The organism is Achromobacter sp. Marseille-Q4954 (genome assembly GCF_943737025.1).
Lineage (GTDB): Bacteria > Pseudomonadota > Gammaproteobacteria > Burkholderiales > Burkholderiaceae_B > Achromobacter > Achromobacter bronchisepticus_A.
The window spans coordinates 922538-946549 of sequence record NZ_CALSFQ010000001.1 but is presented as its reverse complement, the minus strand read 5'-3'; the positions used below and the strand labels follow the sequence as shown (position 1 = coordinate 946549).

The 24012-nt window shown below is 66.8% G+C and carries 25 protein-coding genes and 1 riboswitch; of the genes, 10 read left to right on the top strand and 15 right to left on the bottom strand.

Features of this window, described 5'->3' with window-relative positions; translation table 11 throughout:
* Window positions 1-17: 17 nt before the first annotated feature.
* Window positions 18-287: a hypothetical protein gene (locus tag NGK62_RS04340; protein ID WP_059375267.1), complete on the top strand. Its 270-nt coding sequence runs from the start codon at window positions 18-20 to the stop codon at window positions 285-287.
* 41 nt (window positions 288-328) lie between these two features.
* Window positions 329-895, top strand: coding sequence for a GrpB family protein (locus tag NGK62_RS04335; protein WP_059375264.1), 567 nt, complete (start codon window positions 329-331; stop codon window positions 893-895).
* Window positions 896-928: 33 nt separating this feature from the next.
* On the opposite strand, the gene NGK62_RS04330 is transcribed toward NGK62_RS04335, so the two are convergent.
* The 13 genes from NGK62_RS04330 to NGK62_RS04270 form a co-directional block, all read right to left on the bottom strand.
* Window positions 929-2137, bottom strand: coding sequence for an NAD(P)/FAD-dependent oxidoreductase (locus tag NGK62_RS04330; RefSeq protein ID WP_059375260.1), 1209 nt, complete (start codon window positions 2135-2137; stop codon window positions 929-931).
* Window positions 2138-2277: 140 nt separating this feature from the next.
* Complete coding sequence (locus NGK62_RS04325) at window positions 2278-2457, bottom strand: hypothetical protein (protein ID WP_059375255.1); 180 nt, start codon at window positions 2455-2457, stop codon at window positions 2278-2280.
* A gap of 257 nt (window positions 2458-2714) precedes the next feature.
* Window positions 2715-3347, bottom strand: a complete 633-nt coding sequence (locus tag NGK62_RS04320; RefSeq protein ID WP_059375252.1) for a helix-turn-helix domain-containing protein — start codon at window positions 3345-3347, stop codon at window positions 2715-2717.
* Window positions 3348-3429: 82 nt separating this feature from the next.
* On the bottom strand, window positions 3430-4884 hold the full coding sequence (locus tag NGK62_RS04315) for an N-acyl-D-amino-acid deacylase family protein (protein WP_251877573.1): 1455 nt from the start codon (window positions 4882-4884) through the stop codon (window positions 3430-3432).
* 12 nt (window positions 4885-4896) lie between these two features.
* A complete protein-coding gene (locus NGK62_RS04310; protein WP_118931773.1) occupies window positions 4897-5910 on the bottom strand; it encodes an ABC transporter ATP-binding protein in 1014 nt (337 codons plus the stop codon).
* 8 nt (window positions 5911-5918) lie between these two features.
* Window positions 5919-6926 carry an ABC transporter ATP-binding protein gene (locus NGK62_RS04305; RefSeq protein WP_251877571.1) on the bottom strand — a complete coding sequence of 336 codons (1008 nt, stop codon included), beginning with the start codon at window positions 6924-6926 and terminating at the stop codon, window positions 5919-5921.
* Between the two features lie 8 nt (window positions 6927-6934).
* The gene (locus tag NGK62_RS04300) at window positions 6935-7810 is read right to left on the bottom strand and encodes an ABC transporter permease (protein WP_054450278.1); all 876 of its coding nucleotides are present in this window, start codon (window positions 7808-7810) and stop codon (window positions 6935-6937) included.
* A gap of 14 nt (window positions 7811-7824) precedes the next feature.
* Entirely contained in the window at window positions 7825-8760 is a 936-nt protein-coding gene (locus NGK62_RS04295) for an ABC transporter permease (protein WP_013391996.1), read from the bottom strand.
* A 52-nt stretch (window positions 8761-8812) separates the two neighbouring features.
* Window positions 8813-10384 carry an ABC transporter substrate-binding protein gene (locus NGK62_RS04290; protein ID WP_059375234.1) on the bottom strand — a complete coding sequence of 524 codons (1572 nt, stop codon included), beginning with the start codon at window positions 10382-10384 and terminating at the stop codon, window positions 8813-8815.
* A gap of 52 nt (window positions 10385-10436) precedes the next feature.
* Window positions 10437-11882: a M81 family metallopeptidase gene (locus tag NGK62_RS04285; protein WP_059375232.1), complete on the bottom strand. Its 1446-nt coding sequence runs from the start codon at window positions 11880-11882 to the stop codon at window positions 10437-10439.
* Window positions 11883-12009: 127 nt separating this feature from the next.
* Entirely contained in the window at window positions 12010-12426 is a 417-nt protein-coding gene (locus NGK62_RS04280) for a RidA family protein (protein ID WP_059375227.1), read from the bottom strand.
* A gap of 28 nt (window positions 12427-12454) precedes the next feature.
* Window positions 12455-13591, bottom strand: a complete 1137-nt coding sequence (locus NGK62_RS04275) for an NAD(P)/FAD-dependent oxidoreductase (RefSeq protein ID WP_251877569.1) — start codon at window positions 13589-13591, stop codon at window positions 12455-12457.
* A 113-nt stretch (window positions 13592-13704) separates the two neighbouring features.
* Window positions 13705-14076: a tRNA-binding protein gene (locus NGK62_RS04270; RefSeq protein WP_251877567.1), complete on the bottom strand. Its 372-nt coding sequence runs from the start codon at window positions 14074-14076 to the stop codon at window positions 13705-13707.
* A gap of 181 nt (window positions 14077-14257) precedes the next feature.
* Between NGK62_RS04270 and NGK62_RS04265 the strand changes: the two genes are divergently transcribed.
* Window positions 14258-14857 carry a nitroreductase family protein gene (locus NGK62_RS04265; RefSeq protein WP_059375218.1) on the top strand — a complete coding sequence of 200 codons (600 nt, stop codon included), beginning with the start codon at window positions 14258-14260 and terminating at the stop codon, window positions 14855-14857.
* A gap of 98 nt (window positions 14858-14955) precedes the next feature.
* Here the strand turns inward: NGK62_RS04265 and NGK62_RS04260 are convergent, their stop codons facing one another.
* Entirely contained in the window at window positions 14956-15723 is a 768-nt protein-coding gene (locus NGK62_RS04260; protein WP_059375215.1) for a substrate-binding domain-containing protein, read from the bottom strand.
* Between the two features lie 287 nt (window positions 15724-16010).
* Here NGK62_RS04260 and NGK62_RS04255 point away from each other — a divergent pair, with 287 nt between their 5' ends.
* The 6 genes from NGK62_RS04255 (at window position 16011) to NGK62_RS04230 (ending at window position 22638) form a co-directional block, all read left to right on the top strand.
* The gene (locus NGK62_RS04255) at window positions 16011-16835 is read left to right on the top strand and encodes a lysozyme inhibitor LprI family protein (protein ID WP_251877565.1); all 825 of its coding nucleotides are present in this window, start codon (window positions 16011-16013) and stop codon (window positions 16833-16835) included.
* A 428-nt stretch (window positions 16836-17263) separates the two neighbouring features.
* Window positions 17264-17986 (top strand): META and DUF4377 domain-containing protein, encoded by a 723-nt coding sequence (locus NGK62_RS04250; RefSeq protein ID WP_054450298.1) that lies wholly within the window; start codon window positions 17264-17266, stop codon window positions 17984-17986.
* Window positions 17987-18118: 132 nt separating this feature from the next.
* Entirely contained in the window at window positions 18119-18625 is a 507-nt protein-coding gene (locus NGK62_RS04245; protein ID WP_118931779.1) for a sigma-70 family RNA polymerase sigma factor, read from the top strand.
* Complete coding sequence (locus NGK62_RS04240; protein ID WP_251877563.1) at window positions 18622-19605, top strand: FecR domain-containing protein; 984 nt, start codon at window positions 18622-18624, stop codon at window positions 19603-19605. Before NGK62_RS04245 ends, NGK62_RS04240 begins: the two co-directional genes overlap by 4 nt.
* Window positions 19606-19671: 66 nt before the next feature.
* Window positions 19672-22110: a TonB-dependent siderophore receptor gene (locus NGK62_RS04235; RefSeq protein ID WP_251877561.1), complete on the top strand. Its 2439-nt coding sequence runs from the start codon at window positions 19672-19674 to the stop codon at window positions 22108-22110.
* A gap of 84 nt (window positions 22111-22194) precedes the next feature.
* Window positions 22195-22638, top strand: a complete 444-nt coding sequence (locus NGK62_RS04230; protein WP_059375201.1) for a CopD family copper resistance protein — start codon at window positions 22195-22197, stop codon at window positions 22636-22638.
* A gap of 22 nt (window positions 22639-22660) precedes the next feature.
* On the opposite strand, the gene NGK62_RS04225 is transcribed toward NGK62_RS04230, so the two are convergent.
* Window positions 22661-23110 carry a DUF6389 family protein gene (locus NGK62_RS04225; protein ID WP_251877559.1) on the bottom strand — a complete coding sequence of 150 codons (450 nt, stop codon included), beginning with the start codon at window positions 23108-23110 and terminating at the stop codon, window positions 22661-22663.
* 122 nt (window positions 23111-23232) lie between these two features.
* A riboswitch (yybP-ykoY riboswitch) is annotated at window positions 23233-23420 on the top strand.
* A gap of 9 nt (window positions 23421-23429) precedes the next feature.
* Here NGK62_RS04225 and mntP point away from each other — a divergent pair.
* The gene (gene mntP, locus NGK62_RS04220) at window positions 23430-24002 is read left to right on the top strand and encodes a manganese efflux pump MntP (protein ID WP_059375198.1); all 573 of its coding nucleotides are present in this window, start codon (window positions 23430-23432) and stop codon (window positions 24000-24002) included.
* Window positions 24003-24012: the final 10 nt, after the last annotated feature.

Genomic DNA, 24012 nt, shown 5'->3' with positions numbered 1-24012 from the left:
TTCTGTAGGGCCAGGAAATGTCCATTCAAACGTTGAGCCGCTATGGTGTGGCGATTTTTGCGGCTGCGCTGATGGCCGGCTGCTCCTCCAGCGGTCCCAAGACTTCGGAGCAGGGTGCAGCCAAGTCGTATTCCTCCACTGCCCGCGCCGGCGGCGAGTGCGCGAGCCGCGGCAAGTGCATCTACAAGGGCGCGTATGAATCAGGGGAACGGAACTACGCCGAAGCGGAAGCCAAGCGCCTGAACATCGCCGAACTGGAGCGCCTGCGCCGCGCTTTCGGCAATTGACCCCGGCAGGGAACCGGCGCACGCCCACGCCTGAAGAAATCATGCGGCACTACGACTCGGACCCGGACGAGGATCCCTGGGTTCGCGGCAAGCCTGCGCCGGAGCAGGTCGCGGTAGTACCTTATGACCCCGATTGGCCGGCCCGTTATGCCCAGCTTGAAACGCAGGTGCGCGAGGCTTTGGGGCCGGCCGCGCTGGCGGTCGAGCACATGGGGTCGACCGCGGTTCCGGGCTTGCCGGCCAAGCCGGTAATCGATATCGATCTGACGGTGGTCGACCCCGTGCAGGAGGACGCCTATGTCCCCGCGCTGGAAGCCGCCGGTTACGTGCTGGTTTTACGGGAGCCGTCCTGGCATCAGCACCGTCTTTTGCAGCTGGCCGCGCCGCGCGTGAACCTGCATGTATTCGGCCCCGATTGTCCCGAGAATATCCGGCACCGGATGTTCCGCGACTGGCTGCGCCAGCACGCGGCCGACCGCGATCTGTATGCCCAGGCCAAGCGTATGGCGGCGGACGGCATGATGCAGGTCATGGATTACAACAAGCGCAAGGAAGCGGTCCTGCGCCAGATCTACGAACGCATGTTCCGCGCCGCCGGCTTTATCTGAGGCGCGCCGGCGCGGATATCATCCCTATCCGCTTCAATAGTGGCTTTTCAGCGGCACGGCGGGGTCGGCCAGCACGTCGCGGGGCGGGTTCAGACCCAGCTCCAGCAGCTTGCGCGCCGCCAGGTGGTCCATCGGGGCGTTGATCGATTCGACGCAGACCAGATGGCCGTCGGCAAAGTGCAGGATCGAGAAGCTGCCGGGCTTGGCGCCGGGCCGCAGGACGCGCTCGGTGTCCGGCGGCGCCAGGCCGGCGATCTGCAGGCGCAAGGCGCCCTGATCGGACCAGAACCAGGGCAGGGCGTGATACGGCGTTTTCGTGCCCAGCAGCACGCCGGCCAGGGTGCGGGCCTGGTCGTTGGCGTTCTGCACCGATTCCAGGCGCAGGGTCTTGCCCCAGCGCGCATACGGAAACGAGGTGCAGTCGCCGATGGCGTAGATGCCGGGCGCGGAAGTCTGCATCAGCCCGTCCACCACGATGCCGTTCAGGCAGTCCAGGCCGGCGGCCTGCGCCAGCGTGATCTCGGGCACGGCGCCGATGCCGGCGACCAGCAGGTCCACCGGATGCTCCACCTCGTTGACGACTACGCTGCGCACGCGGCCGTTCTCGGTCCGGATGTGTTGCAGATCGGAGGACAGGCGCAGGTCGACGCCGGAGTCGTGCAGCACGCGGGCGACGTGTTCCGAGGCCTCGGGCGACACGGAGCGCGCCAGCAGGCGCGGCGCGGACTCGAAGACGGTGACCGGGCGTCCCAGGGCGCCCGCGGTGGCCGCGATTTCCAGGCCGATGAAGCCGCCGCCCACGACCGTGACCGACGGCGCGTCGGCGATCGCGGCGCGCAGGCGCGCGGCGTCGTCGGCGTTGCGCAGGTAGATCAGGTTCTGCAGTTCTTCGGGCACGTCCGGCAGGCGTCGCGCGCGCGTGCCGGTGGCCAGCACCAGCGCGTCATAGTCCAGCTGCTTGCCCGAAGCCAGCGTGAGCACGCGCGCGTCGCGGTCTATGCCGACCGCGGGATCGGCCAGCAGCACCTGCACGCCAGCGTCGGCGTAGACCGCCTCGGGGCGCAGCAGCTGGATCGGAGCTTCCGGATCCTTGATGTAGGTCTTGGAGAGCGGCGGGCGATGGTAGGGCAGCGAGGCCTCTTCGCACACCAGCGTCAGGCTGCCGGGAAAGCCGCCTTCTATCAGGCTGGCGCACAATTGCGCCGCCGCGTGGCCGCCGCCGACGATTACCACCTTCTGCATGCATGACTCCTGTTCTGCCTGGCCCGGTCTCGGGCCGAATCGGCAATGCTACCGCAGGTGGCAGCTGGAGGAACTGCATGCAGGACGCGAAGGGCGCTGCGCGCCTGGAGAGGATCAGGCCGCGGCGTTGGGGGACGGGCTCAGGCGCCCGGCAGCATGTAGCGGGCGGAAACGGCCAGGATGCGCTGGGCGGATTCGCGCAGCCTGCGGGCTTCGCGGTGGGCGTTGAGGGAAACCACGGCGTCGTAGCGGCGCGCGCTGAGCGGACCGGCCAGCAGCACCGGGCGGCGGGTAAGAATCGGGGATATCAAGCGTTGCATGTGGAGCATTCCTGCGGGCGTCAGGCCCAGTCGATGCCAGGTATCGTAAGGCGGCCGGGGGTGGCGGCCAACGAATTACCTTTTATATGAATATCCGGCGCGCGCCCGGGATTCGGGGGCTGGCGGATATTCGAACGCCAGTATCGCCCGCGAGTATGACAGCCATATGCCAGCGGCGCTTGCGGCCGCCCGGCAGGCGCGGACCAGGTCCGCGCGGAGAACCCGCCGGATGACGATGCCCCGGGGGCACCAGCGGCTCAAGGCGCCTTGAGCCGCGACGGCACCTCGCCCACGTCGCTGCAAACCGCCAGCACTTCGGCGGGCTTCTTGCTCATGGACAGGTACACGTGGCCGATGCTGCTGTCGAAGTAGGCGGTCTCCAGCTTGCCCAGCACGACGCTGTCGCCGTTTTCGAACTGGATGCGGACCTTGCCCGACAGCACCACCGCGAATTCCTGGCCGGGGTGGCGGATGTAGTCCTCGAACTCGACCACCTTGCGCGAGTCGATGAGCGCCAGCATGGGCGTCATCTTCTTGCCGGGGTATTCGCCCATCAGCAAGCGGTAGTGGTAGTTCTCGGTGACGTAGTCGCGGGCGTCGCTGAGCTTGTTCTTGACGAAGGTGGGGGCGACGGCGGCCTGCGAGGCGTCCGGCAGCATGAACATGCGGGTCATGTCTATGCCGAGCGCGCCGGCCAGCGCGGCGAACTTCTCGTAGCTGAGGGCGATCTGCCCCAGCTCCGCCTTGGACAGCGTCGAGACCGCGATGCCGCTGGCGCGGGACAGCGCCTGCAGGGTCATCTTGCGCGCCTTGCGCTCGGCCCGCAGGCGAGCGCCCATTTCTTCCTTGCCGACGATCTCGGGCGGGGATGTAGTGCCGGGTAGGGCCATGTAGCGATCTGGCAGGTAGGGGTGATTGGGGCAGGGCCCGCAAGCCCCGCTGCGTATGCCGGATTGTAAGGGCTGGCCGGGATCAGGCTCCCGCCCGGTTGAGGACGCGGCCGGCGTGCTGGCCGGTAAAGGCCTGGCCTTCCCAGACGGGCGCGCCGTTGACGTAGACCGAGTGGATGCCCGCCGCGCGCTCGGTGGGACGCTCGAAGGTGGCCGAGTCGGCCACGGTGGCGGGGTCGAAGACCACCAGGTCGGCGTAGTAGCCGGGCTGCACCTGGCCGCGTTCGGCCAGGCCGAACTTGGCGGCGGTCAGGCCGGTCATCTTCCAGACCGCGGTCTCCAGCGGGAACAGGCCCAGGTCGCGCGAGTAATGGCCCAGCACGCGCGGGAAGGTGCCCCACAGGCGCGGGTGCGGACGCTCGTCGTGCGGCAGGCCGTCGGAGCCGATCATGGTGGGGCCGAACGCCAGGATGCGCTGCACGTCGGGCTCGTCCATCATGAAGTAGATGGCGCCCGCGGGCTGCAGCTCCGGCACCACGTCGTACTTGGACTTGCCGCGCTCGGCGGCGATTTCCTCCAGGTCGCGCCCGCTCAGTTCGGGAAAGGGCTTGCACCAGGTGATGAGCGTGCGGCCCGCCAGCAGCACGCGGTCCTGCTTCAGCATGGTGGAGCCGGCCACGTAGGGGTAGGCGTCCAGGGACACGTCCTGGCTGGCCATGGCGGCCTCGATCAGCGCCAGCGTTTCCTTGGAGCGGCCGAAGTTGGGCTTGCCCATGACCTTGTGGTGCGAGATCACCACCGGCACGTCCAGCTCGCGGCCGATGCGGAAGGTCTCTTCCAGCGCCGCCACGATGTGTTCGCCCTCGTCGCGCATGTGGGTGGCGTAGACGCCGCCATGCGTGCCCAGCGGGCGGCAGACCTCGATGATTTCCTCGGTGCTGGCGTGGGCGGCGGGCGGGTAGAAGGCACCGGTGGAAATGCCGATGGCGCCGCTGGCCAGCGCGTCGTCGGCCAGCGCCTGCATGGCCTGGATCTCCCCGGCCGTGGCTTCGCGCTTCAGGTCGGGCATGACGGCGGCGCGCAGGGTGGAATGGCCCACCATGCAGGCGGCGTTGACGGCGGGCGGCGCGGCGCGCAGGGCCTCCAGGTAGTCGGAGAAGCGCTCGAAGCGGAACGAGCCGCCTTCGTCCAGCAGGTCCAGCGGCGCGGGCGGGTTGGCATGTGCCAGCGGCGCCAGGCTGATGCCGCAGTTGCCGGTGACCACGGTGGTGACGCCCTGCGAGATCTTGGGCGTCATGTCGCGGTGCTTGAGCAGGTAATTGTCGTCGTGCGTGTGCGAGTCGATGAAACCCGGCGACACCACCTTGCCGGCCACGTCGATGCGCCGGCGGGCGCTGCTGGCGCTCAGGTTGCCGACGGCGGCGATCCGGTCGCCGCGCACGCCGACGTCGGCAAGCCGGCCGGGCGAGTTGGTGCCGTCGATGACGGTGCCGCCGGCAAGGATGTAATCGAACGGGGTGGCGTCGGTCTGGGACATGCGTATCTCCGGCTAAACGGGGGTGGCGAAGTGGCAGGCGACCTGCTGTTCGGGGGCGATCTGGCGCGGCTGCGGCGCTTCCTCGGCGCAACGCGGCTGCGCCATCGGACAACGGGTGCGGAAGGCGCAGCCCGAGGGCGGCGACAGCGGGCTGGGTATTTCGCCCTTCAGCACTTCCACGGGTTTGCGCTCGCCCTGGCGGGCCGAGGGCACGGCGGCCAGCAGGGCGCGGGTATAGGGATGGGCGGGGCGTTCGAAGATGGCCTCGCGGGTGCCGGTCTCGACGATCTTGCCCAGGTACATCACGGCGACGCGGTGGCTGATGTGGCGCACCACGCTCAGGTCGTGCGAAATGAAGACATAGGTCAGCCCCAGGTCGCGCTGCAGGTCCATCAGCAGGTTGATGACCTGCGCCTGCACCGACACGTCCAGCGCCGATACGGGTTCATCGCAGACGATCAGGCCCGGGTCCAGCGCCAGCGCGCGCGCGATCACGATGCGCTGGCGCTGGCCGCCGGAGAACTCGTGGGGGTAGCGGTCGGCGGCGTCCGGACGCAGGCTGACGCGGGCCAGCAGTTGCGCGACGCGCTCGCGGATGGCGGCGCGGCTGTGGCCGAAGGCGCGCAGCGGCTCGCCGATGATGTCGCGCACCCGCATGCGCGGGTTCATCGAGGAAAACGGATCCTGGAAGATGAATTGCATGCGCTGGCGCATGGCGCGCAGTTCGCGGCTGTTCATGGCGGCCAGGTCGCGGCCTTCCAGCAGGATGCGGCCCTCGGTGGGGTCGGTCAGGCGGATCAGGCATTTGCCGGTGGTGGATTTGCCGCAGCCGGATTCGCCCACCAGGCTCAGCGTCTGGCCGCGCGGCACCGACAGGGAAACGCCGTCGACCGCGCGCAGCACCTTGGCGCCGCTGCCGCTGTCCACGGGGTAGTGCTTCTTCAGGCCGATGACTTCCAGCATGGGCGGGGCGTCGGCGGCGGGCGCGGACACGGGGCTCGCAAGGGGGATGTCGTGCAGGTTCATGGCGGGCCTCAGGCGGTCAGGGCGGCGGGAGCGGGTTCGGCCGCGCGGGCCCAGCACCAGACGCGGTGGCGGCTGCCGGCATCGGCGGCGGGCGGCGCCTGCTCGGAACAGCGCGGCTGCGCTTCCGGGCAGCGCGCCGCGAAGGCGCAGCCGCGCGACTCGGGCGTCATCACCGGCACGATGCCGGGCAATTCGGCCAACCGCGCCGTATGGTCCTGGCCGTCGGCGAAGTCCGGCAGCGAGCGGATCAGCGCCTGGGTGTAGGGGTGCTGGGCGCGGTCCAGGATGTCGTCGACGCTGCCTTCCTCGACCTTGCGTCCCGCGTACATCACGATGACGCGCTGGCACATCTGCGCGACCACGCCCAGGTCGTGGGTGATCAGCACGATGGAGGTGCCCAGCCGCTGCTGGATTTCCCGCAGCAGGTGCAGGATCTGCGCCTGGATGGTCACGTCCAGCGCGGTGGTGGGCTCGTCGGCGATCAGGACCTTGGGCTGGCAGGCCAGCGCCATGGCGATCATGGCGCGCTGACGCATGCCGCCGGACAGCTGGTAGGGATACTCGCGCACGCGGCGCGCCGGGTCGGAGATCTGCACCAGCTCCAGCAGCGATTCGGCCTGCGCCATGGCCTCGCGCCGCGACAGGCCCTGGTGCAGCATCAGCGATTCGCTGATCTGGCGGCCCACCGTGAACACGGGGTTCAGCGAGGTCATGGGTTCCTGGAAGATCATCGAGATCTGGTTGCCGCGGATCGCGCGCATGGCCTTTTCAGGCAGCGCCAGCAGATCCTGGCCGTCGAACTCGATGCGGCCGCCGGCCACGCGTCCGGGGGCGCGCAACAGCCGCATGATGGACAGGGACGTGACGCTCTTGCCGCAGCCGGATTCGCCGACCAGTCCCAGCGTTTCGCCGGGCATCAGGTCGAAGGACAGGCGGTCCACGGCAAGCACGGTGGTTTCATCGCCGTCGAAACAGGTGGTGAGGTCGTGCACGCGCAAGACGGGTTGGGTTTGCATGTGCGCTCCTACAGCTTTTTGGCCAGACGGGGATCGAGCATGTCGCGCAGGCCGTCACCCACCAGATTGACGGCCAGGACGGCCACGCCCAGGAACAGGCCCGGATACAGGATGATGTGGAAGGCCACGGCGACGAAGTTGCGGCCTTCGGCCATGATGTTGCCCCAGCTGGGGATCTGCGGCGGTATGCCCACGCCCAGGAAGCTCAGCACGGCCTCGGTCAGGATGGCGGATGCCGCGATGAAGGTGGCCTGCACCATCAGCGGGGCGAAAAGGTTGGGCAGGATGTGGCGCAGCAGGATCGCGGGTACGCGCGTGCCGGACGAAATGGCGGCCTCGATATAGGGTTGTTCGCGTATCGTCAGCACCAGCGCCCGCACCAGCCGCACCACGCGCGGCACCTCGGGGATGACGATGGCGATGATCACGGTGCCCAGGCCGCCCTTCAGCGTGGCCATCAAGGCGATGGCCAGCAGCACGCCGGGGATGGCCATCAGCCCGTCCATGATGCGCATGATGAACGCGTCGATGCGGCGGAAGTAGCCCGCCGCCATGCCCAGCGCCACGCCGGCGACGGTGGAGACCACCGCCACCACGATGCCGACCACCAGGGAGACGCGGGCGCCCCAGACAGTGCGCGAATAGACGTCGCGGCCCAGCGCGTCGGTGCCGAAGAAGTGCTCCGACGACGGCGGCTTCATGCGCGCCAGCGGATTGATGTCCTGCGGGTCGACGGTGGCCAGCCAGGGCGCGGCCAGCGCGATCGCGGCCAGCGCCAGCAGGATGGCGCCGCCTATGTACAGCATGGGATGGCGGCGCAGCGAGCGCAGCACGCGGCGGTGGCGCGGGCGCCGCGCGGGCAGGGACAGGGTAGTGGTAGTCATGCGTTGCCCCCGGTTCAATAGCGGATGCGCGGATCGAAGAGCCGGTAGCTCAGGTCGACCAGCAGGTTGATCAGGACATAGATGCCCGAGGCCACCAGCAGCACGCCCTGGATCACGGGATAGTCGTGGCGCAGCACGGCGTCGATGGTCAGGCGGCCCAGGCCGGGAATCGCGAATACGGTTTCCGTGACCACCACGCCGCCGATCAGCAGGGCCACGCCCACGCCGATGGTGGTGACGATGGGATTGGCGGCGTTCTTCAGCGCATGCCAGACGATGGGGCCAGCCGCCAGGCCCTTGGCGCGGGCCGTGCGGATGTAGTCCTCGGACAGGGCCTCCAGCATGGTGGCGCGCGTCATGCGCGTGAGCAGCGCCATGTAGACCAGGCCCAGCGACAGGCAAGGCAGCACCAGATGGCGCAGGTAGGGCACCACGCCGTCGGCCAGGGGCTTGTAGCCCTGCACCGGCAGCCAGCCCAGCTTGATCGAAAAGCCGTAGACCAGGCTGTAGCCGATCAGGAACACCGGCACCGAGAATGCGCAGACCGCGCCTATCATGACCAGCCGGTCCAGCCAGCGTCCCGCGTGCCAGGCCGCCAGCACGCCCAGCGGAATCGCCACGATCACCGCGAACAGCATGGTGAAGATGGCGATGGACAGCGTCGGTCCCATGCGCTGGCCGATCAGCTGCGAGACCGGCATCTGTGTCGACATCGAAGTGCCCAGATCACCGGTGGCGATGTGGCTGACCCAGATGCCGAACTGCTGCAGCAACGGTTTGTCCAGGCCCAGGTTCTGGCGGATCTTCTCCACGTCGTCGGCGGTGGCGTTGTCGCCCGCGATCACGGCCGCGGGATCGCCCGGCGACAAGTGGATCAGCAGGAACACCACGACCGCGACCACGGCCATGACAGGAATGACGGCCGCGATGCGGCGCAGTATGTATTTCACGCTGGTTTTCCCCCGGCTTGTGGTCGGGCGCACGCGGCGCCCGGCGCCCGCCTTACGGCTTTTCGATGTTCCACATCACCGGGATGCCGGTCTTCAGCAGCTCGGTGTGCTGCAGGCCGCGGAATGCGGACACGGGCTTGAATTCCCCCCACATGACATAGGGCACGCTCTGGTAGGCGCGCGCCTGCATCTGCGCGGCGATGTCCTTGCGCTTGGCCGGGTCCGTTTCGCGGATCCAGCTGGTGCGCAGCGTGTCGAGCTCCTTGTCGCAGGGCCAGCCCGGCAGGCTGTTGCCGCAGGCGGCGGACATCCAGGGGTTGGTCACCGGCGTGCTGGCGTCGTAATAGCCGCCCCAGGTCAGGAAGACGTTCCAGCCGCCTTGCGCCGGCGGATCCTTCTTCAGGCGGCGGCCGGCCAGCGAAGCCCAGTCCATGGATTGCAGGTCGACGTTGATGCCGGCCTTCTTCATGTTCTGCGTCAGCACCATGACGGCGGGCGCGCTCAGGTGGTCCGTGGGGTACAGCACCACCACCTTCTCGCCCTTGTAGCCGGCTTCCTGCAGCAGTTGCTTGGCGCGCGCCGGATCGGTCTTGGCGTAGGGCGCCGCGCCCGCGTCGCTGGCCAGCGGCGAGCCGCAGACGAAGAGGCTGGGGCAATAGTCGACGCGGTATTTCTCCGGGTAGCCCATGGCCGACAGCATTTCCTTCTGGTTCACCAGGTGGTAGAGCGCCTGGCGGGCAAGCTGGTTGTCGAAGGGCGGATGCAGCGAATTGAGGATGACCATGCCCTGCGTCGCGACGGACGTGTTCAGGGTGATGTCCTTGTTGGTTTCCAGCACGGGCAGGAAGTCGGGCGTGGTCTGTTCGATCATGTCGACCTCGCCGTTCATCAGGGCGGCGGTGGCGGTGTTGCCGTCGGGGATGTAGACCCACTCGACGCGGTCCACCTTGACGTTCTTGCCGCCGGCCAGGCCGTCGGCGGGCTCCGCGCGCGGCACATAGGCCGGGTTCTTCACGTACACGACCTTGTTGCCCGGCACCCATTCATCGCGCTTGAAGAGGAAGGGGCCCGAACCGACCATTTCCGTGACCTGGGTGTTCGGGTCCGTCATGGCCAGGCGCTTGGGCATGATGAAGGGCGGCATGCCGGAAGGCTTGGACAAGGCGTCCAGCACCAGGCCGAAAGGCTCCTTGAGCGTCAGCGTGAAGCTGTTGTCGCCGGTCGCCGCGAGTTCGGCGCCCGCGGCCATCATGGCCTGGCCCAGCGTGTCCTTCTTGGCCCAGCGCTGGATCGACGCCACGCAGTCCTCGGCCTTGACGGGCGTGCCGTCGTTGAACTTCAGGCCCGGGCGCAAGGTGAAGCTCCAGCTCTTGCCGTCTTCGGACACGGTCCAGCTGTCCACCATCTGCGGCTTGACCTGCCCCTTGCTGTCCTGCGAGAACAGGGTGTCGAACACCATGTAGCCGTGGTTGCGCGTGATGTAGGCCGTGTTGAACAGCGGGTCCAGCGTCTTGAGGTCCGCGTGCGGCACCAGGCGCAGGGTCTTGGTCTGCGCCAGCGCGCCGGTGGCGGCCCCCATGGCCAGCAGGGCGGCTGCGCCCAGCAAACTGAAACGTCTGATCATTGTTATCCCCTTCGTTATTCCCATGCCCTGCTCGGGCGGCGATCGTTGAGCCTCAGGCCTTGAACGGCCACTTCGGCAATTTGCGCTTGGTGTAAGGCAGCGCGTTGTAGTCGGTGGTGATGGCGCCCGGCGTTTCCACGTAGATGACGTGGCGGCCGACCTGCGAATACGAGGCGTAGAAGTGCTGCGACGATTTCACGATGATGAGCTTCATGGCCTGCAGGTCCACGCCGAACTGCGTGAACAGGTCGGTGCCCATGGCCTGGGTGCGGTTGGTGGTCAGGGCGATGGTCACGCCCTGGCTGCGCACGATGGCCACGTCACCCAGCAGCGCGGGCGTGCCGGCCAACCCGGTCATGATGGCGTCTCGCTTGAGCGCCACGATTTCGCAATCCAGGTCCAGCGGCTGGCCCGACACCGGCGCGACCTTGCCGCCGATGCGCAGCTGGATGCGCGCGCCTTCGCCCGCCTCGAAACAGAGCTGCACGGCCACCGGGTCCCAGAACGGGCCGGTCGCGACGTCGGTGATGCCGCGCGCCAGCACGCGTTCCAGGATGAAGGTGGCGTCGCTGGGCGCGCCGCCGCCCGCGTTGTCGGCGGAGTCGGCCAGCACCACCGGAAAGTCGTTCAACGCCAGGGCCTGGTCCAGCGCTTCGTCGGCGCCGGGGTAGGGCGGCGCCAGCTGCTCGCGGAAACCGATGATCTCTTCGCCCAGCGCGCGCGCCAGGGCGTTGGCCTGGGCCTGGTCGCCGTCGGTATAGACCAGCACCTTGGAACCCATGTCGGGCGTGTCGCCCCACGGGAAGCCATGCGCGATGGATACCGACAGCACGCCTTCCTTGCCTTCCATGGCGAGCAGGCGGTCCACGAAGCTGCGCATGGGTTCGCGGCTGGTGTGCATGATGGAGATCATCTCGCAGTCGTACACGGCGCGCGTGGGTTTGATGCGGCCTTCGGCGCGCGCCACGCACAGGTCCACCAGGTCGTAGGCGCGCTCCAGGATGTCAGTGTGCGGATATTCCTTGAAGCAGACCAGGAAGTCGGCGCTTTCCACCATGTCTGCCGTCATGTGGCAATGCGGGTCCAGTTCGGCGCCGATCACGGTGTCGGGACCCACGATCTCGCGGGCGCGGCGCAGCAGGTCGCCTTCGCAGTCGTCGTAGCCGTCGGCCACCATGGCGCCGTGCAGGCCGAACAGGGCGATGTCGACGCGGCCGGCGCGCTTCAGATCGCCCAGCAGTTCGTCGCGCAGGGTTTCGTAGGCGTGGCGGGTGGTGATGCCGGCCGGCGTGGCGCCGGCGGTCAGGCCTTCGACCAGGGTCCAGTCCTTGCCCTGGGCGCGCTGGCGCGCGGCCCACAGCGGCCCCGAAAACATCTGCATGCGGTCCGGATGCTGGCCCGCGGGGTAGTAGCCGCGCGCCCGATAGGCCGACAGACCGGTCGGGATGGGAGAGAAGGTATTCGTCTCGGTCGCCAGGGACCCGGAAAAGATTTTCATGCTGCCGCTCCGCGTAAGGATGTGCACATGGGGGCGCCGGCGTTGCCGCGAGCGCAGGGAAAAGACCGCACCGCCTGGCGCCAGGGCCAGGGGGTGGCTAGCAATGGGACCGGCCCGCGGCGCGGGCTCAGGCTTCGGACACGGGGCCCGGCGTGTAGCCGCCGTGCACGGCCGCCGCGCCCAGCCAGGCCTGCACCTCGATTTCCACGTCCACGCCCATGGCCAGCTTGGCCTCGACCGTTGAACGCGAGGGGAAGTCGGAAGAGAAATGGCTGCGGTAGGCGTCGTTGAACTGCGCGAAGAGTTCCAGGTCCGACAGCCACACCGTCACGCGCACCACGTCCTTGAGGGTGGCGCCCGCCAGGGCCAGCGTTTCCTTGATGCGCTCGATGGCGGCATGGGTCTGGGCGGCGATGTCGCCGCGCACGACCTGGCCGTTGGCGTCCATCGGGATCTGGCCCGACAGGAACAGGAAGCCGCCGGCCTGGGTGGCGCGGGAGAACGGCAGGGGCAGGGGGCTGGGGTAGCGGGCAATGGTGGTCATGGTGGACTCTCGCAGGCAAGGGGAGGGTTCAGCGCAATCGCGCGGGACGCACGGCTTCGGCGTCCACGCCGTGCGCTTGCAGATGGGCGGGCAGAGGCTGGCGCGTGAGCAGTGCGGCAGCCAGCTCAGAAGTCGCCGCGGCCGTCTGGATACCATAGCCGCCTTGGGCCGCCAGCCAGAAGAAGGCGGGCGCATCGGCGTCCCAGCCGACCACGAAATCGCCATCGCGCACGAAGGAGCGCAGGCCGGCCCAGGTGTGCTTGGGGCGGCGGATGGTGAGCGAGGTCGCGGTTTCGATGCGGTAGATGCCGGTGGCCACGTCCAGTTCTTCCGGCACCACGTCATGCGCGGCGACCGGGTCGGCGTTGGCCGGCGATCCCAGCAGTTGGCCGGCATCGGGCTTGAAGTAATAGCTTTCGTCGACCCCGACCACCGCGGGCCAATGGGCAAAGTCCACGTCCTGCGGGCCGGAGAACGTGAAGGCGGTGCGCCGGCACGGCTGCAGGCCGACGGGCGAGGCTCCGCACAGGGTCGCGGTATGGTCAGCCCAGGCGCCGGCGGCGTTGACCAGCGCCCGCGCATGCAGGGTGCGGCCATCGGCCAGCGTCAGCGTCCAGACGCCGTCCGCATGCGCGGCCGACACGACTTCGGCATTGTTGTGCAGCACCGCGCCCTGGCGCGCCATGCCGCGCAGAAAGCCCTGGTGCAGCGCGTGCACGTCGATGTCGCGGGCATCCGGTTCTTCGATGGCGCCGCAGATCTGGTCGGCGCGCAGACAGGGCACGCGCTCGACGGCCGCTTCGGCGTCGATCAGCGTCACATTGGGCGATTGGCTGCGGAAGTCGTCATAGACCTGGCGCAGCAGGTCCTGCTGTTCGGGCGTGGCGATGTACAGCACGCCGCGCGGGCTGAGCAGCGGATGCTCGCTGAAGCCCTGCGGCGGATTTTCGTAGAAGGCGCGGCTGGCGCGCGTGAGCGCCTTGATCTGGTCCGTGCCGTAGGTTTCCATGAACATGGCCGCGGATCGGCCGGTGGAGTGGTAGCCCGGCTGGGCCTCGCGTTCCAACACGGCCACCGAGGCCGTGGCGCTCAGGCGGTAGGCCACGGAAGCGCCAGCGATGCCGGCGCCGATCACGGCGTAATCGAATAGGGGTTCTGCTGTCATTTTGTCGGAAGCGAGAATTCTCTTATTTGATAATTCTCGAATACGATAGTTTTTTGACGGCAGACAAGTAATAGGGGAAAGCCCCGATGGAGGAAACTCCGAGGCTCGGAAAGTCAGGTCAGGCGCGTGCCATTGGGAACCTGATCGTCCGGCACTGCCAGCACGATGCCGCCGGCTTCGTCGGCGAAACCCAGCACCAGCACTTCGGATTTCATCGGCCCGATCTGGCGCGGCGGAAAGTTCACCACCGCCATGACGCGCTTGCCCGCCAGCTGTTCCAGCGTGTAGTGATCGGTGATCTGCGCCGAACTTTTGCGGATGCCCACGCCGGCCCCGAAATCTATCGTCAGCTTGTAGGCGGGCTTGCGCGCCTCGGGAAAGGCCTGTGCCGACTGGATGGTGCCTATGCGGATGTCGACCTTGAGGAAGTCGTCAAAGCCGATGTCGGCGGCGGCGGGGGTATTCGGGTCTTGGGTGTAGTGCACGTTGGGTCCTTGGATTGGGTTGTCCGTCACCTTGCGCAGAGCCGATTTGGTCGATAGACGGAACAGTTTGTTCCGCGCAATGGTGTGTTTTTTGGCTTCCTAAACGTATTCGGGACAATTGGCGGTCGGTAGAATTCGCCATGCATTTTCCTCTATCTACTCGTCGGAAGGCCACAACGTCATGAGCAACGCTTATCTGGACGCCCTCAAGCAGCGTCGCACGCAGTACTCGCTGGGCCGCAACCTGTCGATCTCCAAGGAGGAACTGACCTCCCTGATCCAGGAAGCGATCAAGCACAGCCCCTCGTCGTTCAATTCGCAAAGTTCGCGCGCCGTGATCCTGTTCGGCGCCGAGAGCGACAAGCTCTGGAACATCGCGATCGAAGAAGTGCGCAAGGTCGCGCCGGCCGAGAGCTTTGCCCAGACCGAAGCCAAGCTCAAGAGCTTCGCCGCCGGCGTGGGCACCGTGCTGTTCTATGAAGACCAGGGCGTGGTGCAGGGCTTGCAGGAAAAATTCGCCCTGTACGCGGACAACTTCCCGGTCTGGTCCGAGCAGGCGGGCGGCATGGCCCAGCTGTCGGTCTGGAGCACCCTGGCCAGCGCCGGCGTGGGCGCCAGCCTGCAGCACTACAACCCGCTGATCGACGCCGCCGTTGCGCGCGAATGGAACATCCCGGCGTACTGGAAGCTGCGCGCGCAGATGCCGTTCGGCTCCAACGAAAACGGCTTCGGTGAAAAGGCGTTCATGGACGACGCCGAGCGCTTCCGCGTGGCGGGCTGAGTTTTCGGGACGCCTTGGGCGTCCCGGTCCGAGCGCATCGGAAAACCCGCAATTCCCTGGGAATAGCGGGTTTTTTTACGTCCGGCTCCTGGCGGCCTTCAATCCGTCTTCCAGCCCCACTTCTTGAAGATCGCCCGACCTTCGGGCGCGGTCAGGAAGTCGACAAAGGCCTGCGCCTGCGCGTTGCCTTTCCCTTTCTTGGTGACGACGGCGCCCGCGTCGCGATAGATGCGGTACGGCTCTTCCACCTCGACCACGCTGGCCAGTTCGGGGTTCGACACCTGCCAGATGTTCCAGATCAGCCAGGCGTCTATGGTCTTGTCCTCGGTCCATTGGGTGCGCGCCTGCGCGCTGTTGCCGGCCTCCGGCAGCACGAGGTTGGCGCGGAAGGCGCGCACGGTTTCGATGTCGCCAAGACGGCCGGCCACGTCTTCCCACAGTCCGGTCTGGCCCGCGCCGGATACCGCCATGACCTTGATGCCGGGCTTGAGCAGATCCTTGAAGCCCGTGATGGCCTTGGGATTGCCCGGGCGCACCAGGATGGCGGAGGGTCGCAGGTACAGCGTGCGGGCTTCGCGCAGCTCGAACACGCCAGGCAGCGCCGAGGCAAAACCGCTCATCATGTTTTCGGCCCCGCTGTAGATCACGTCGGCGTCCTGTTTGGCCTTGTCGGCCCAGGCCGGCGTCGGACCCGCGGTGACGCTGACATCAATGCCGTGCAGCTTGCCGAACGCAGCGGCGGCTTCCTTCATTGCGGGCGCGGGGCCGCCGGGGCCATACACGTTCAGGCTCGGAGCGGCCCAGGCGCTGCCGGCGGCGGAGCAAGCCAGGGCGATGCCGCAGGCAAGGGATCTGATCGACTTCATAGCTGACACTTCCGTTCTACGCCGATTGCGGCCGGTTGAGACAAGCGGCGCGATCGGCTGGTTGATCCATGGAGCGCCGCGGGGTCTTTCCCGCGGCTCGCCACCCGGTAGACGCGCAAGGGAAGGGGAATATTCCGGCGAGGACGTTGCAGAGGGTAGAACTCTGTTTCCAGTCTGTTAAAAAGTCGCGTGCAAAATTGCAGCCTTGCCGCCGCCTCGCGATGGACGACAACACAGTCTTCAGGCATCGAGACAAGGCGAGGGGCATCCTCAACGAGAAACGTCACATGAAATCTGGAATCACCGCAGGCCGTTTGTTGTGCATGGCTGGTTTCTGCGCGCTTGCCGCGCCCGCCTACGCGATCGATTGCGCCAAAGCCGCCAGCGCCGCGGAAAAGCTGATCTGCTCGGACCGCAAGACCGTGGCGGCGGACGCCGAGTTGAACCGGGCTTACGCCGCGATACTGAAACAGGCCCCCGACGGCGATATCCGCGCCATGCTGGCGCACAGCCAGAAGCGCTGGATTGTGGCGCGCGACCGCGCGCTAACGGACCTGATCGAGGATCCGGGCTCGGTCCCCGCCGGCAAGACGGTTGCAGGCGTCGCTCGCGATTTGATCCAAAGCCGCACGGCGCAGCTCAAGGAAACGCACAAGGGCGCCGCGCTGCCCGACATCATCGGCAGCGCAGTCCGCCAGCGGCAGTTCCAGGCGCAATTCACAGGCGGCGTGTACGCCGGCTACTCGAGTTCGTGCGACATCTTTCCAGGCGAACATGCCTACTACGGTTGCTTCGCGACGCGGCATTACCAGAACAATGACCGCATCTGCTCGGTCGACGAGTACTGGGCCTCGGGCGGCGTTTATACCAAGCGTTATGTCGCCAACGTCGTGGGCGGAAAACCACAGTTGGCTGCGTCCTGCTCGTTCAGCAGCTCGGACGAGGCGTGTTCCGATACCCCGGGCCAGACAAAATGGAACATGAAGCCGCAAAAGCCGGACTTTTCCTATCCCGACCAGCCGCTGCCCAAGATCGATGGAGAGATCGTGAGTGATGACGACTATGAGTGGGCCCGGGCCTGCCTGACGGGCGCGGCCTACCCCGCCAATTGACGCCAGTGAGCTGATCGTGCCTGCATGATCAGTCTCGCGTTGCGACGATTTTGCGTATTGCGTGCAGTTCGCGGTGTATTGGCAATACTTGCAGTATTTTGAGGGTTATGTATTTAGTTGTAAGCCAGCGAAGACCTCGCGGCTATCCGTTGGCAGGCAAGAGTAATACACGTTTGTTTAGGGAAAACCCGTAGATTGCGTTGCTCAGAGGGTGTTTTTCGGGCCGGCTCTGCGGCAAGATTTTGAAACGGACTGGATGGCCGGGCGTCCAAAACGTCCATCACGCGAACGTAGAATCCCGTTTTTCATCAGTGCCATCCGGCTGACAGGAACGAACCATGAAGAAAACCATCCTCCTTGCGTCCGTATGCGCCGCGCTGCTGCAAGCTTGCGCGCCGACCTCCTCTCCCCGCGAAGGATCGTCCTCCATGCCCACTACCGCCACCACGCCCGCCAGCCCTGAAGTGAGCCTGCCCGCCTACTACTGGCGCCTGGCTTCCGCCACCGACGCGGCGGGCAAGCCGATAGCCGCGCTGCAGGCCGGCGTCGAGCACCAGCTGCGCCTGTCGTTCACGCAGGACGCCTTGAACATCCGCGGCGGCTGCAACGCGCAGTTCGGCGGCTACACCTACAAGAACGGCGTGCTGCAAGTGGCGAACCTCGCGTCGACCATGAAGGCCTGCGACCAGAGCCTGATGCGCCTGGACGCCGAGATCGGCCAGCGCATGAAGGGCGACCTGCGCGCCACGCTCAGCGGACACGCTTCCGAACCGGGACTGGAACTGGTCGCGCAGGACGGCAGCGTGCTTAAGTTTGTCGGCGAACCCACGCCTGAAACGCTCTACGGCAGCGCCGGCGAAATCATGTTCCTCGAAGTTGCTGCGAAGAAGACCGAGTGCAGCCACCCGCTGATTCCCAACTACCAGTGCCTGATGGTGCGCGAGCGCCGCTACAACGAAGCCGGCGTGCAGCAGCCCACCCAGGACAAGTGGCATCCGCTGTATCAGTCCATCGAAGGCTTCCAGCACCAGGACGGCGTGCGCACCGTGCTGCGCGTGAAGCGCTACGACTGGAAGAATCCGCCCGCGGATGCGCCCAAGCAGGTGTATGTGCTGGATATGGTGGTGGAGCAGGACGCGTCGAAGAAGTAAGACGCCAGCTTCCCTCTGGATTTCCCGATTGCGCCCGGCCCCTGGATTCAGCGGCCGGGCGCAGTCATTTCACCCGGTGCAGGGCACTATGTTGTAAATTGTAGTCATTCTCATTTATAACCGTGCGTCTTCATGGCCGCCTCCGATCCCTCTCCGCGGCACCCCCTGCACACGCTGTACCAGGAACACCAAGGCTGGCTGCAGGGCTGGCTGCGCAAAAAGTTGGGATGCGCCTTCGACGCCGCCGACCTGGTGCATGACACCTATCTGCGCGTGTTGGCCCGCCGCGAACCAGGCGACATTCGCGAGCCGCGTTCCTATCTGGCGACCATCGCGCACGGTCTCATGGTCAACCATCTGCGGCGCCGGGACCTCGAACGCGCCTATCTGGAAACGCTGGCGCAGCTGCCCCAGGCGCAGTCGCCGTCGCCTGAGGAGCGCGCCCTGGCGCTGGAAGCCCTGTGCGAAATCGACGCCATGCTGGACGGCTTGCCCGTGCCGGTGCGGCGCGCTTTCCTGCTTTGCCAGCTGGAAGGCCTGACGCATGCGGATATTGCCAAGACGCTGGGCGTGTCGGTCGGCTCGGCGCGGCTGTACATCGCGCGCGCCCTGCGCCAGTGCCTGGAGTTCGTGCCATGAGCGCCGGAGAGGCAGGGCGCATCGATCCGCGCGCGCTGGACGGAGCGGTGGACTGGTTTCTGCGCCTGACGTCGGGCAGCGCCAGCCAGGCGGACCGGGAAGCGTGGCAAGCCTGGCGCCAGGCCGATCCCGAACATGAGCGCGCCTGGCGGCGCACCGAAGCGCTTACGCGTCGCTTCGAGGCGTTGCCCAAGGGCATGCTGCCCGTGCTGGGACGGCCGCGCTCGTCCGCCCGCCGCGCCGCGCTGGGCAAGCTGCTGGTGCTGATCGGCGCCGGAGGCGCCATCGGCTACGCGCAGGTCGATGAGGCCTGGCGCGGCTGGGTGGCCCAATACCGCACGGCTGTCGGCGCCCGGCGCGAGGTGCTGCTGGCGGACCATAGCCGCGTGGTGCTCAATGCCGCCACCGCCATGGACGTCTTGTTCGATGCCCAGCAGCGGCTGATCGCGCTGCACGGCGGCGAAATCCTGATCGAAACCGCGCCGGACCCGCAACAGGACGCTCGGCCGTTCATCGTGCGCACCCGCGAAGGCAGCATCACCGCGTTGGGTACGCGCTTCGTGGTCAGGCGCGACGACGGCGTATCGGCGGTACAGGTGCTGGAAGGCGCCGTGCGCGTGGCGCTCCCGGGCGCTTCGGCGGATGCCGCGCGCATCGTGCCCGCCGGCATGGGCCTGCGCTTTAGCGGCGGCCAGATCGATGACGCCCAAGCGCTGACCGGCGATCCCTCCGCCTGGCAGCGCGGCATGCTGCAGGTCGACGGCATGCCCTTGAATGAATTCCTGCGTGAACTCCAGCGCTACCGCGCGGGCTGGATCGATTGCGCGCCCGAGGTGGCGCATCTGCCCATTTCCGGCGCTTTCCCGCTGGCCGAACCCGACCGGGTGCTGGTCACGGTGGCGGACACCCTGCAACTCGGCCTGCGCTACCGCACCCGCTACTGGGTGTCGCTGGTGCCGCGCGGCGAGACTATTTTGTAACGGCGACTAGCACTTTGCGCGTCTTATCTGGCTACGAGGGTAAGACCAACATCTGGAGTGCATGTCATGCCCCGTCAGCTTTCCCCGTTGCGCGCAAGCGTCTCCTTCCCAGTCTTGCTCGCGGCAGGCGCATTCGCGCTACCGCTGGCCGGGTTGATAGCGCCCGCCCAGGCGCAGACTCAGGCGGGGCAGGTGAGCGTGGCCGTCGAACCCGGACCGCTCAGCGCGGCGCTTTCGGCCTACGCTGCCCAGGCCGGCGTTCTGCTGTCGTTCGATCCCGCCCTGACGCGCGATCTCCAATCGCCTGGGCTACGCGGCAGTTTCGGCTTCGAGGAAGGGTTGCGCCAGTTGCTGGCCGGTAGCGGCCTGGAACCGGCGCGGCGCGCCGATGGCGGCTACACGCTGCGCAGATTGCCGCAGGGCGAAGTCACCGCCTTGCCCGCAGTGACCGTCACCGGCGCTGGCGACGAAGGCCCCTCCGAAGGGACGGGCTCCTATACCGTGCCGGCAACAAGCGCCGCCACCCGCATGCCGCTGTCGCTGCGTGAAACCCCGCAATCCATCAGCGTCGTCACGCGACAGCAGATGGACGACCAGAATCTGAACACGCTGGACGAGGTGATGCGCCAGACGCCCGGCATCGCCGTCGAGCGGCTGGATGAGCGCGTGCAATTCACCTCGCGCGGTTTTGCGCTGAACACCATGCTCGACGGCGTGCCCACGCTGTCGTTCAAGACGCCGTCGGCCGAGGCGGGCATGATCAACACCGCCATCTACGACCGGGTGGAAGTCGTGCGCGGCGCCGCCGGCCTGCTCAACGGCGTGGGCGAGCCGGGCGGTTCGGTGAATCTGGTGCGCAAGCGTCCCACGTCGGAGTTCGCCGGACACGTCACCGGTGGCGTCGGCCGCTGGAACAGCTACAACGCCGAAGCCGACCTGGGCGGCCCGCTGAACAGCGCCGGCACGCTGCGCGGCCGGGTGGTTGCCGCCCGCACCGCGGGCGACAGCTTCATTGACTACAAGAAGCGGTCCGACGATGTCTTCTACGGCATCCTCGAGGCCGACATCCTGCCCAGCACCACCGTCAGCCTCGGCTACGAGCACCAGAAGACCGCCATCGACGGCGCGAACTTCGGCCAGGCGCCGCTGTTCTACAGCGACGGCACGCGCACGAACTTTCCCCGGTCCTTCAATCCCGTGACGCCATGGAGCCAATGGGACATGTATACGGACCGGATATTCGCGACCTTGGACCATCGCTTCGGCAGCGGCTGGCACGTCAAGATGGACGCCAGCCGCTTGAAAAACGAAAGAAAGGCCGCCTGGGGCTACGTCCTCGCGTATCAGCCCGTCGATCCGTCCGGCGCTTCCACCATCGAATTGCGCGACAACCCGGCAAGCTCCACCAACAAGTCCTTCGATATCTACGCCGAAGGGCCGTTCCAGGCATTCGGCAGGGAGCACCGGGCCGTCCTGGGACTGAGCTACAACCGCTACACCAGCGAACTCAACCTGAACTCGGCGAACCCCGCTGGCTGGGACCGCCGGCGCGTGAATCTCTACGATCTGCGCGACGTGCCGCGGCCCGCCATGCCCTACACCTTCTACGACACCTTCCTGGACGCGAAGGAGACCGCCATCTACGGTTCCGCGCGCCTGAAGGTGGCCGAGCCGGTGTCGCTGATCCTGGGCGCCCGGACCACCTGGTACGAAGAAAACTCTTCGGCCTATAACGGCCCCGCCAACACCTGGACCCACAACCCCACCGCAAAGGAAAATGGCGTCTTCACGCCCTATGCCGGCGTGGTCGTGGACCTGAGCAAGGATTATTCGGCTTACGCCAGCTACACCCGGATATTCATACCCACCACCTCGCGTGACGCCAGCAACGTGGTGTTGCCGCCGCAAACCGGTCAAAACTATGAAATCGGTTTGAAGGGCGAACATCTGGACGGCAGGCTGAACACAAGCTTCGCGATATTCCGCACCCAGGAGGAAAACGTTGCGGTGGAGGATCCGTCCAGCCCGCCGCTGCCGGACGGGAGCACTCCCTACCGCGCCGTCAAAGGCGCGCGCAGCAAGGGTTTCGAGCTGACCGCGTCCGGCGAAGTGGCGCCTGGCCTGCAGCTGATGGGCGGCTATACCTACTTTGCCAAGCGCGACGCCGAGGGCGCATTGCTGCTGCCGAGCACACCCCAGCGGCTGTTCCGCCTGGCTGCCAGCTACAGGCTGCCGGGCGAGTGGAACAAGCTCACGATCGGCGGCAACGTCAGCTACCAGAGCAGCATCTACTACGACGAAGCCGGCGGACTAGGCCGCGCCAGCCAGGGCGGCGTCACGCTGTTTGGCCTGATGGCGCGCTATGACTTCAACAGGCATGTGTCCGCGTCCGTCAATGTGGAAAACCTGACCGACAAGTATTACTACAGCGGCCTGGGGGGCTACAACGGCTACAACTACGGCACGCCCAGGAACGTCTGGATGAAGGTGAGCTACAAGTTCTGAGCGGGGGGCGTTTGATGTTTGTCATGTTGCAGCGCATGGCGCGGATGAGACAATCCCGACTGATGGCCATTCCCATTCGCAGCCATGAACACCTACCCCTTGCTGCTCATCCTGCATCTGCTTGCCGCCTTCCTGTTCGTCGGCACCGTCACCTTCGAGGTGCTGTTCCTGGAACCGGTGCACAAGCGCCTGCCGCCCGACGTGCGCCGCGCGCTGGGCAGCCAGCTGGCGCCGCGCGTGCGGGCCGTGCTGCCGTGGTCGGTCGTGGTGCTCTACCTGGCCGGCCTGGGCTTGGCCTGGCAATACCGCGGCGCGCTCGCCGATCCATTCGCTTCGTCCTTCGGCGTCCTGCTGTCGCTGAAGATCGCGCTGGCCTTGAGCGTGCTGCTCCATGTCGCGACCGCCTTGACGCTCGCGCGCCGCAAGCGCCTGACCGGCGCATTGAGCAGGCGCATGCACATCAGCGTGTTCTGCCACATGGTGCTGATCGTGGTGCTGGCGAAGGCGATGTTCCACGTGGCCTGGTGAGTGCGCGGCCCATGCCGCGGCGCTACGCCGGTAGTGCGAGTGGTTCCAGCGTTCCGTAGCCTTCCTCCCCGTACACCAGCCCCGGCAGCGGCGAATGGCCGTGGCCGCTGGTTTCCCACAGTTCCGCCACCCATTGCATCGCGGTATCGACGATGACGTCCTGTACGTTGAAACCGGCTTCGTCCGACGCGAACAGCGGCACTTCGGGTTCGATGCCGTCTTCCGTGTGGCGCACGTCGAACAGGTAGCGGTGGCCTTCGATGGCCTTGTTGAGCACGAACAGGTCCGGGCCCTCCAGGCTGGCCACCACCGAGAACGTGCCTTCGCCGTCCTGGTCGGGAAACACCACGAAGTGGATTTCGCGCGCCTTGGGCGGCAGGGCGGCGATCAGCGCCGTCAGAGTGGCGCGCGCCGCGGCGTCGTGGGCGCGCAGGATGCGCAGCAGTTCGGCGATGTATTCGGATTGGGTCATGTGCGTGTCCTGATCATTCCCGCCGGGGCGATGGCAGCATCGCCAGACAGGCGTTCGCGTGGAGCTGGGAATCCACAAGGACTAGTGGTGTAACACACGGATCGGCAGGCTCTGCTAGACTGCCCTTACTCTTTGGGGAGTAGCCTCCTTGCAGCCCGGCCAGCCAAGGTCCGGTCCGCAGGGGCTTGCGTCAACATTCTTGGCTTCCTCGGCCATGGCGCAAGCGGCATCCATGCTTGGCGAGACCACGGATTTTTCGCGCGACGCCGGGCGGCGCGGGAGATCCGTGCCGTTTCCGCCCAGCAGGATCACGACTCCAATGAATCCCATCGCCATCATCGTTCTCGCGTTCGCCATGTCCACGGACGCGTTCGCCGCGGCCATCAGCAAAGGCGCCGCGCTATACAAACCCCGATTCCCGGAAGCCCTGCGCACAGGGCTGATCTTCGGCGTGATCGAAGCCATCACGCCGGTGATAGGTTGGGGACTGGGCTCGGTCGCGGCCAAGTACGTGGTTGCCTGGGATCATTGGATCGCGTTCGCGATGCTCTGTATTCTGGGTTTGCTGATGATACGCAACGGCCTCAAGGAAGAGGAGGAGGACGCCGCGCCCGTCACCCGCCATTCCTTCTGGCTGCTGGCGGCAACGGGCCTGGCCACCAGCATCGACGCCATGGCGGTCGGCGTGGGGTTGGCGTTCGTGGATGTGAACATCGTGGTGGCGGCCATTGCCATTGGCCTGGCGACTACCTTGATGGTGACGATAGGCGTGATGCTGGGGCGGGTGTTGGGCAGCGTCGCCGGGAAGCGGGCCGAGATCCTGGGCGGTATCGCGCTGATCGGGATAGGCGCGGCGATACTTTATGAACATTTGAGCGCCGCGGCGGTTTGATGTCGCGCGG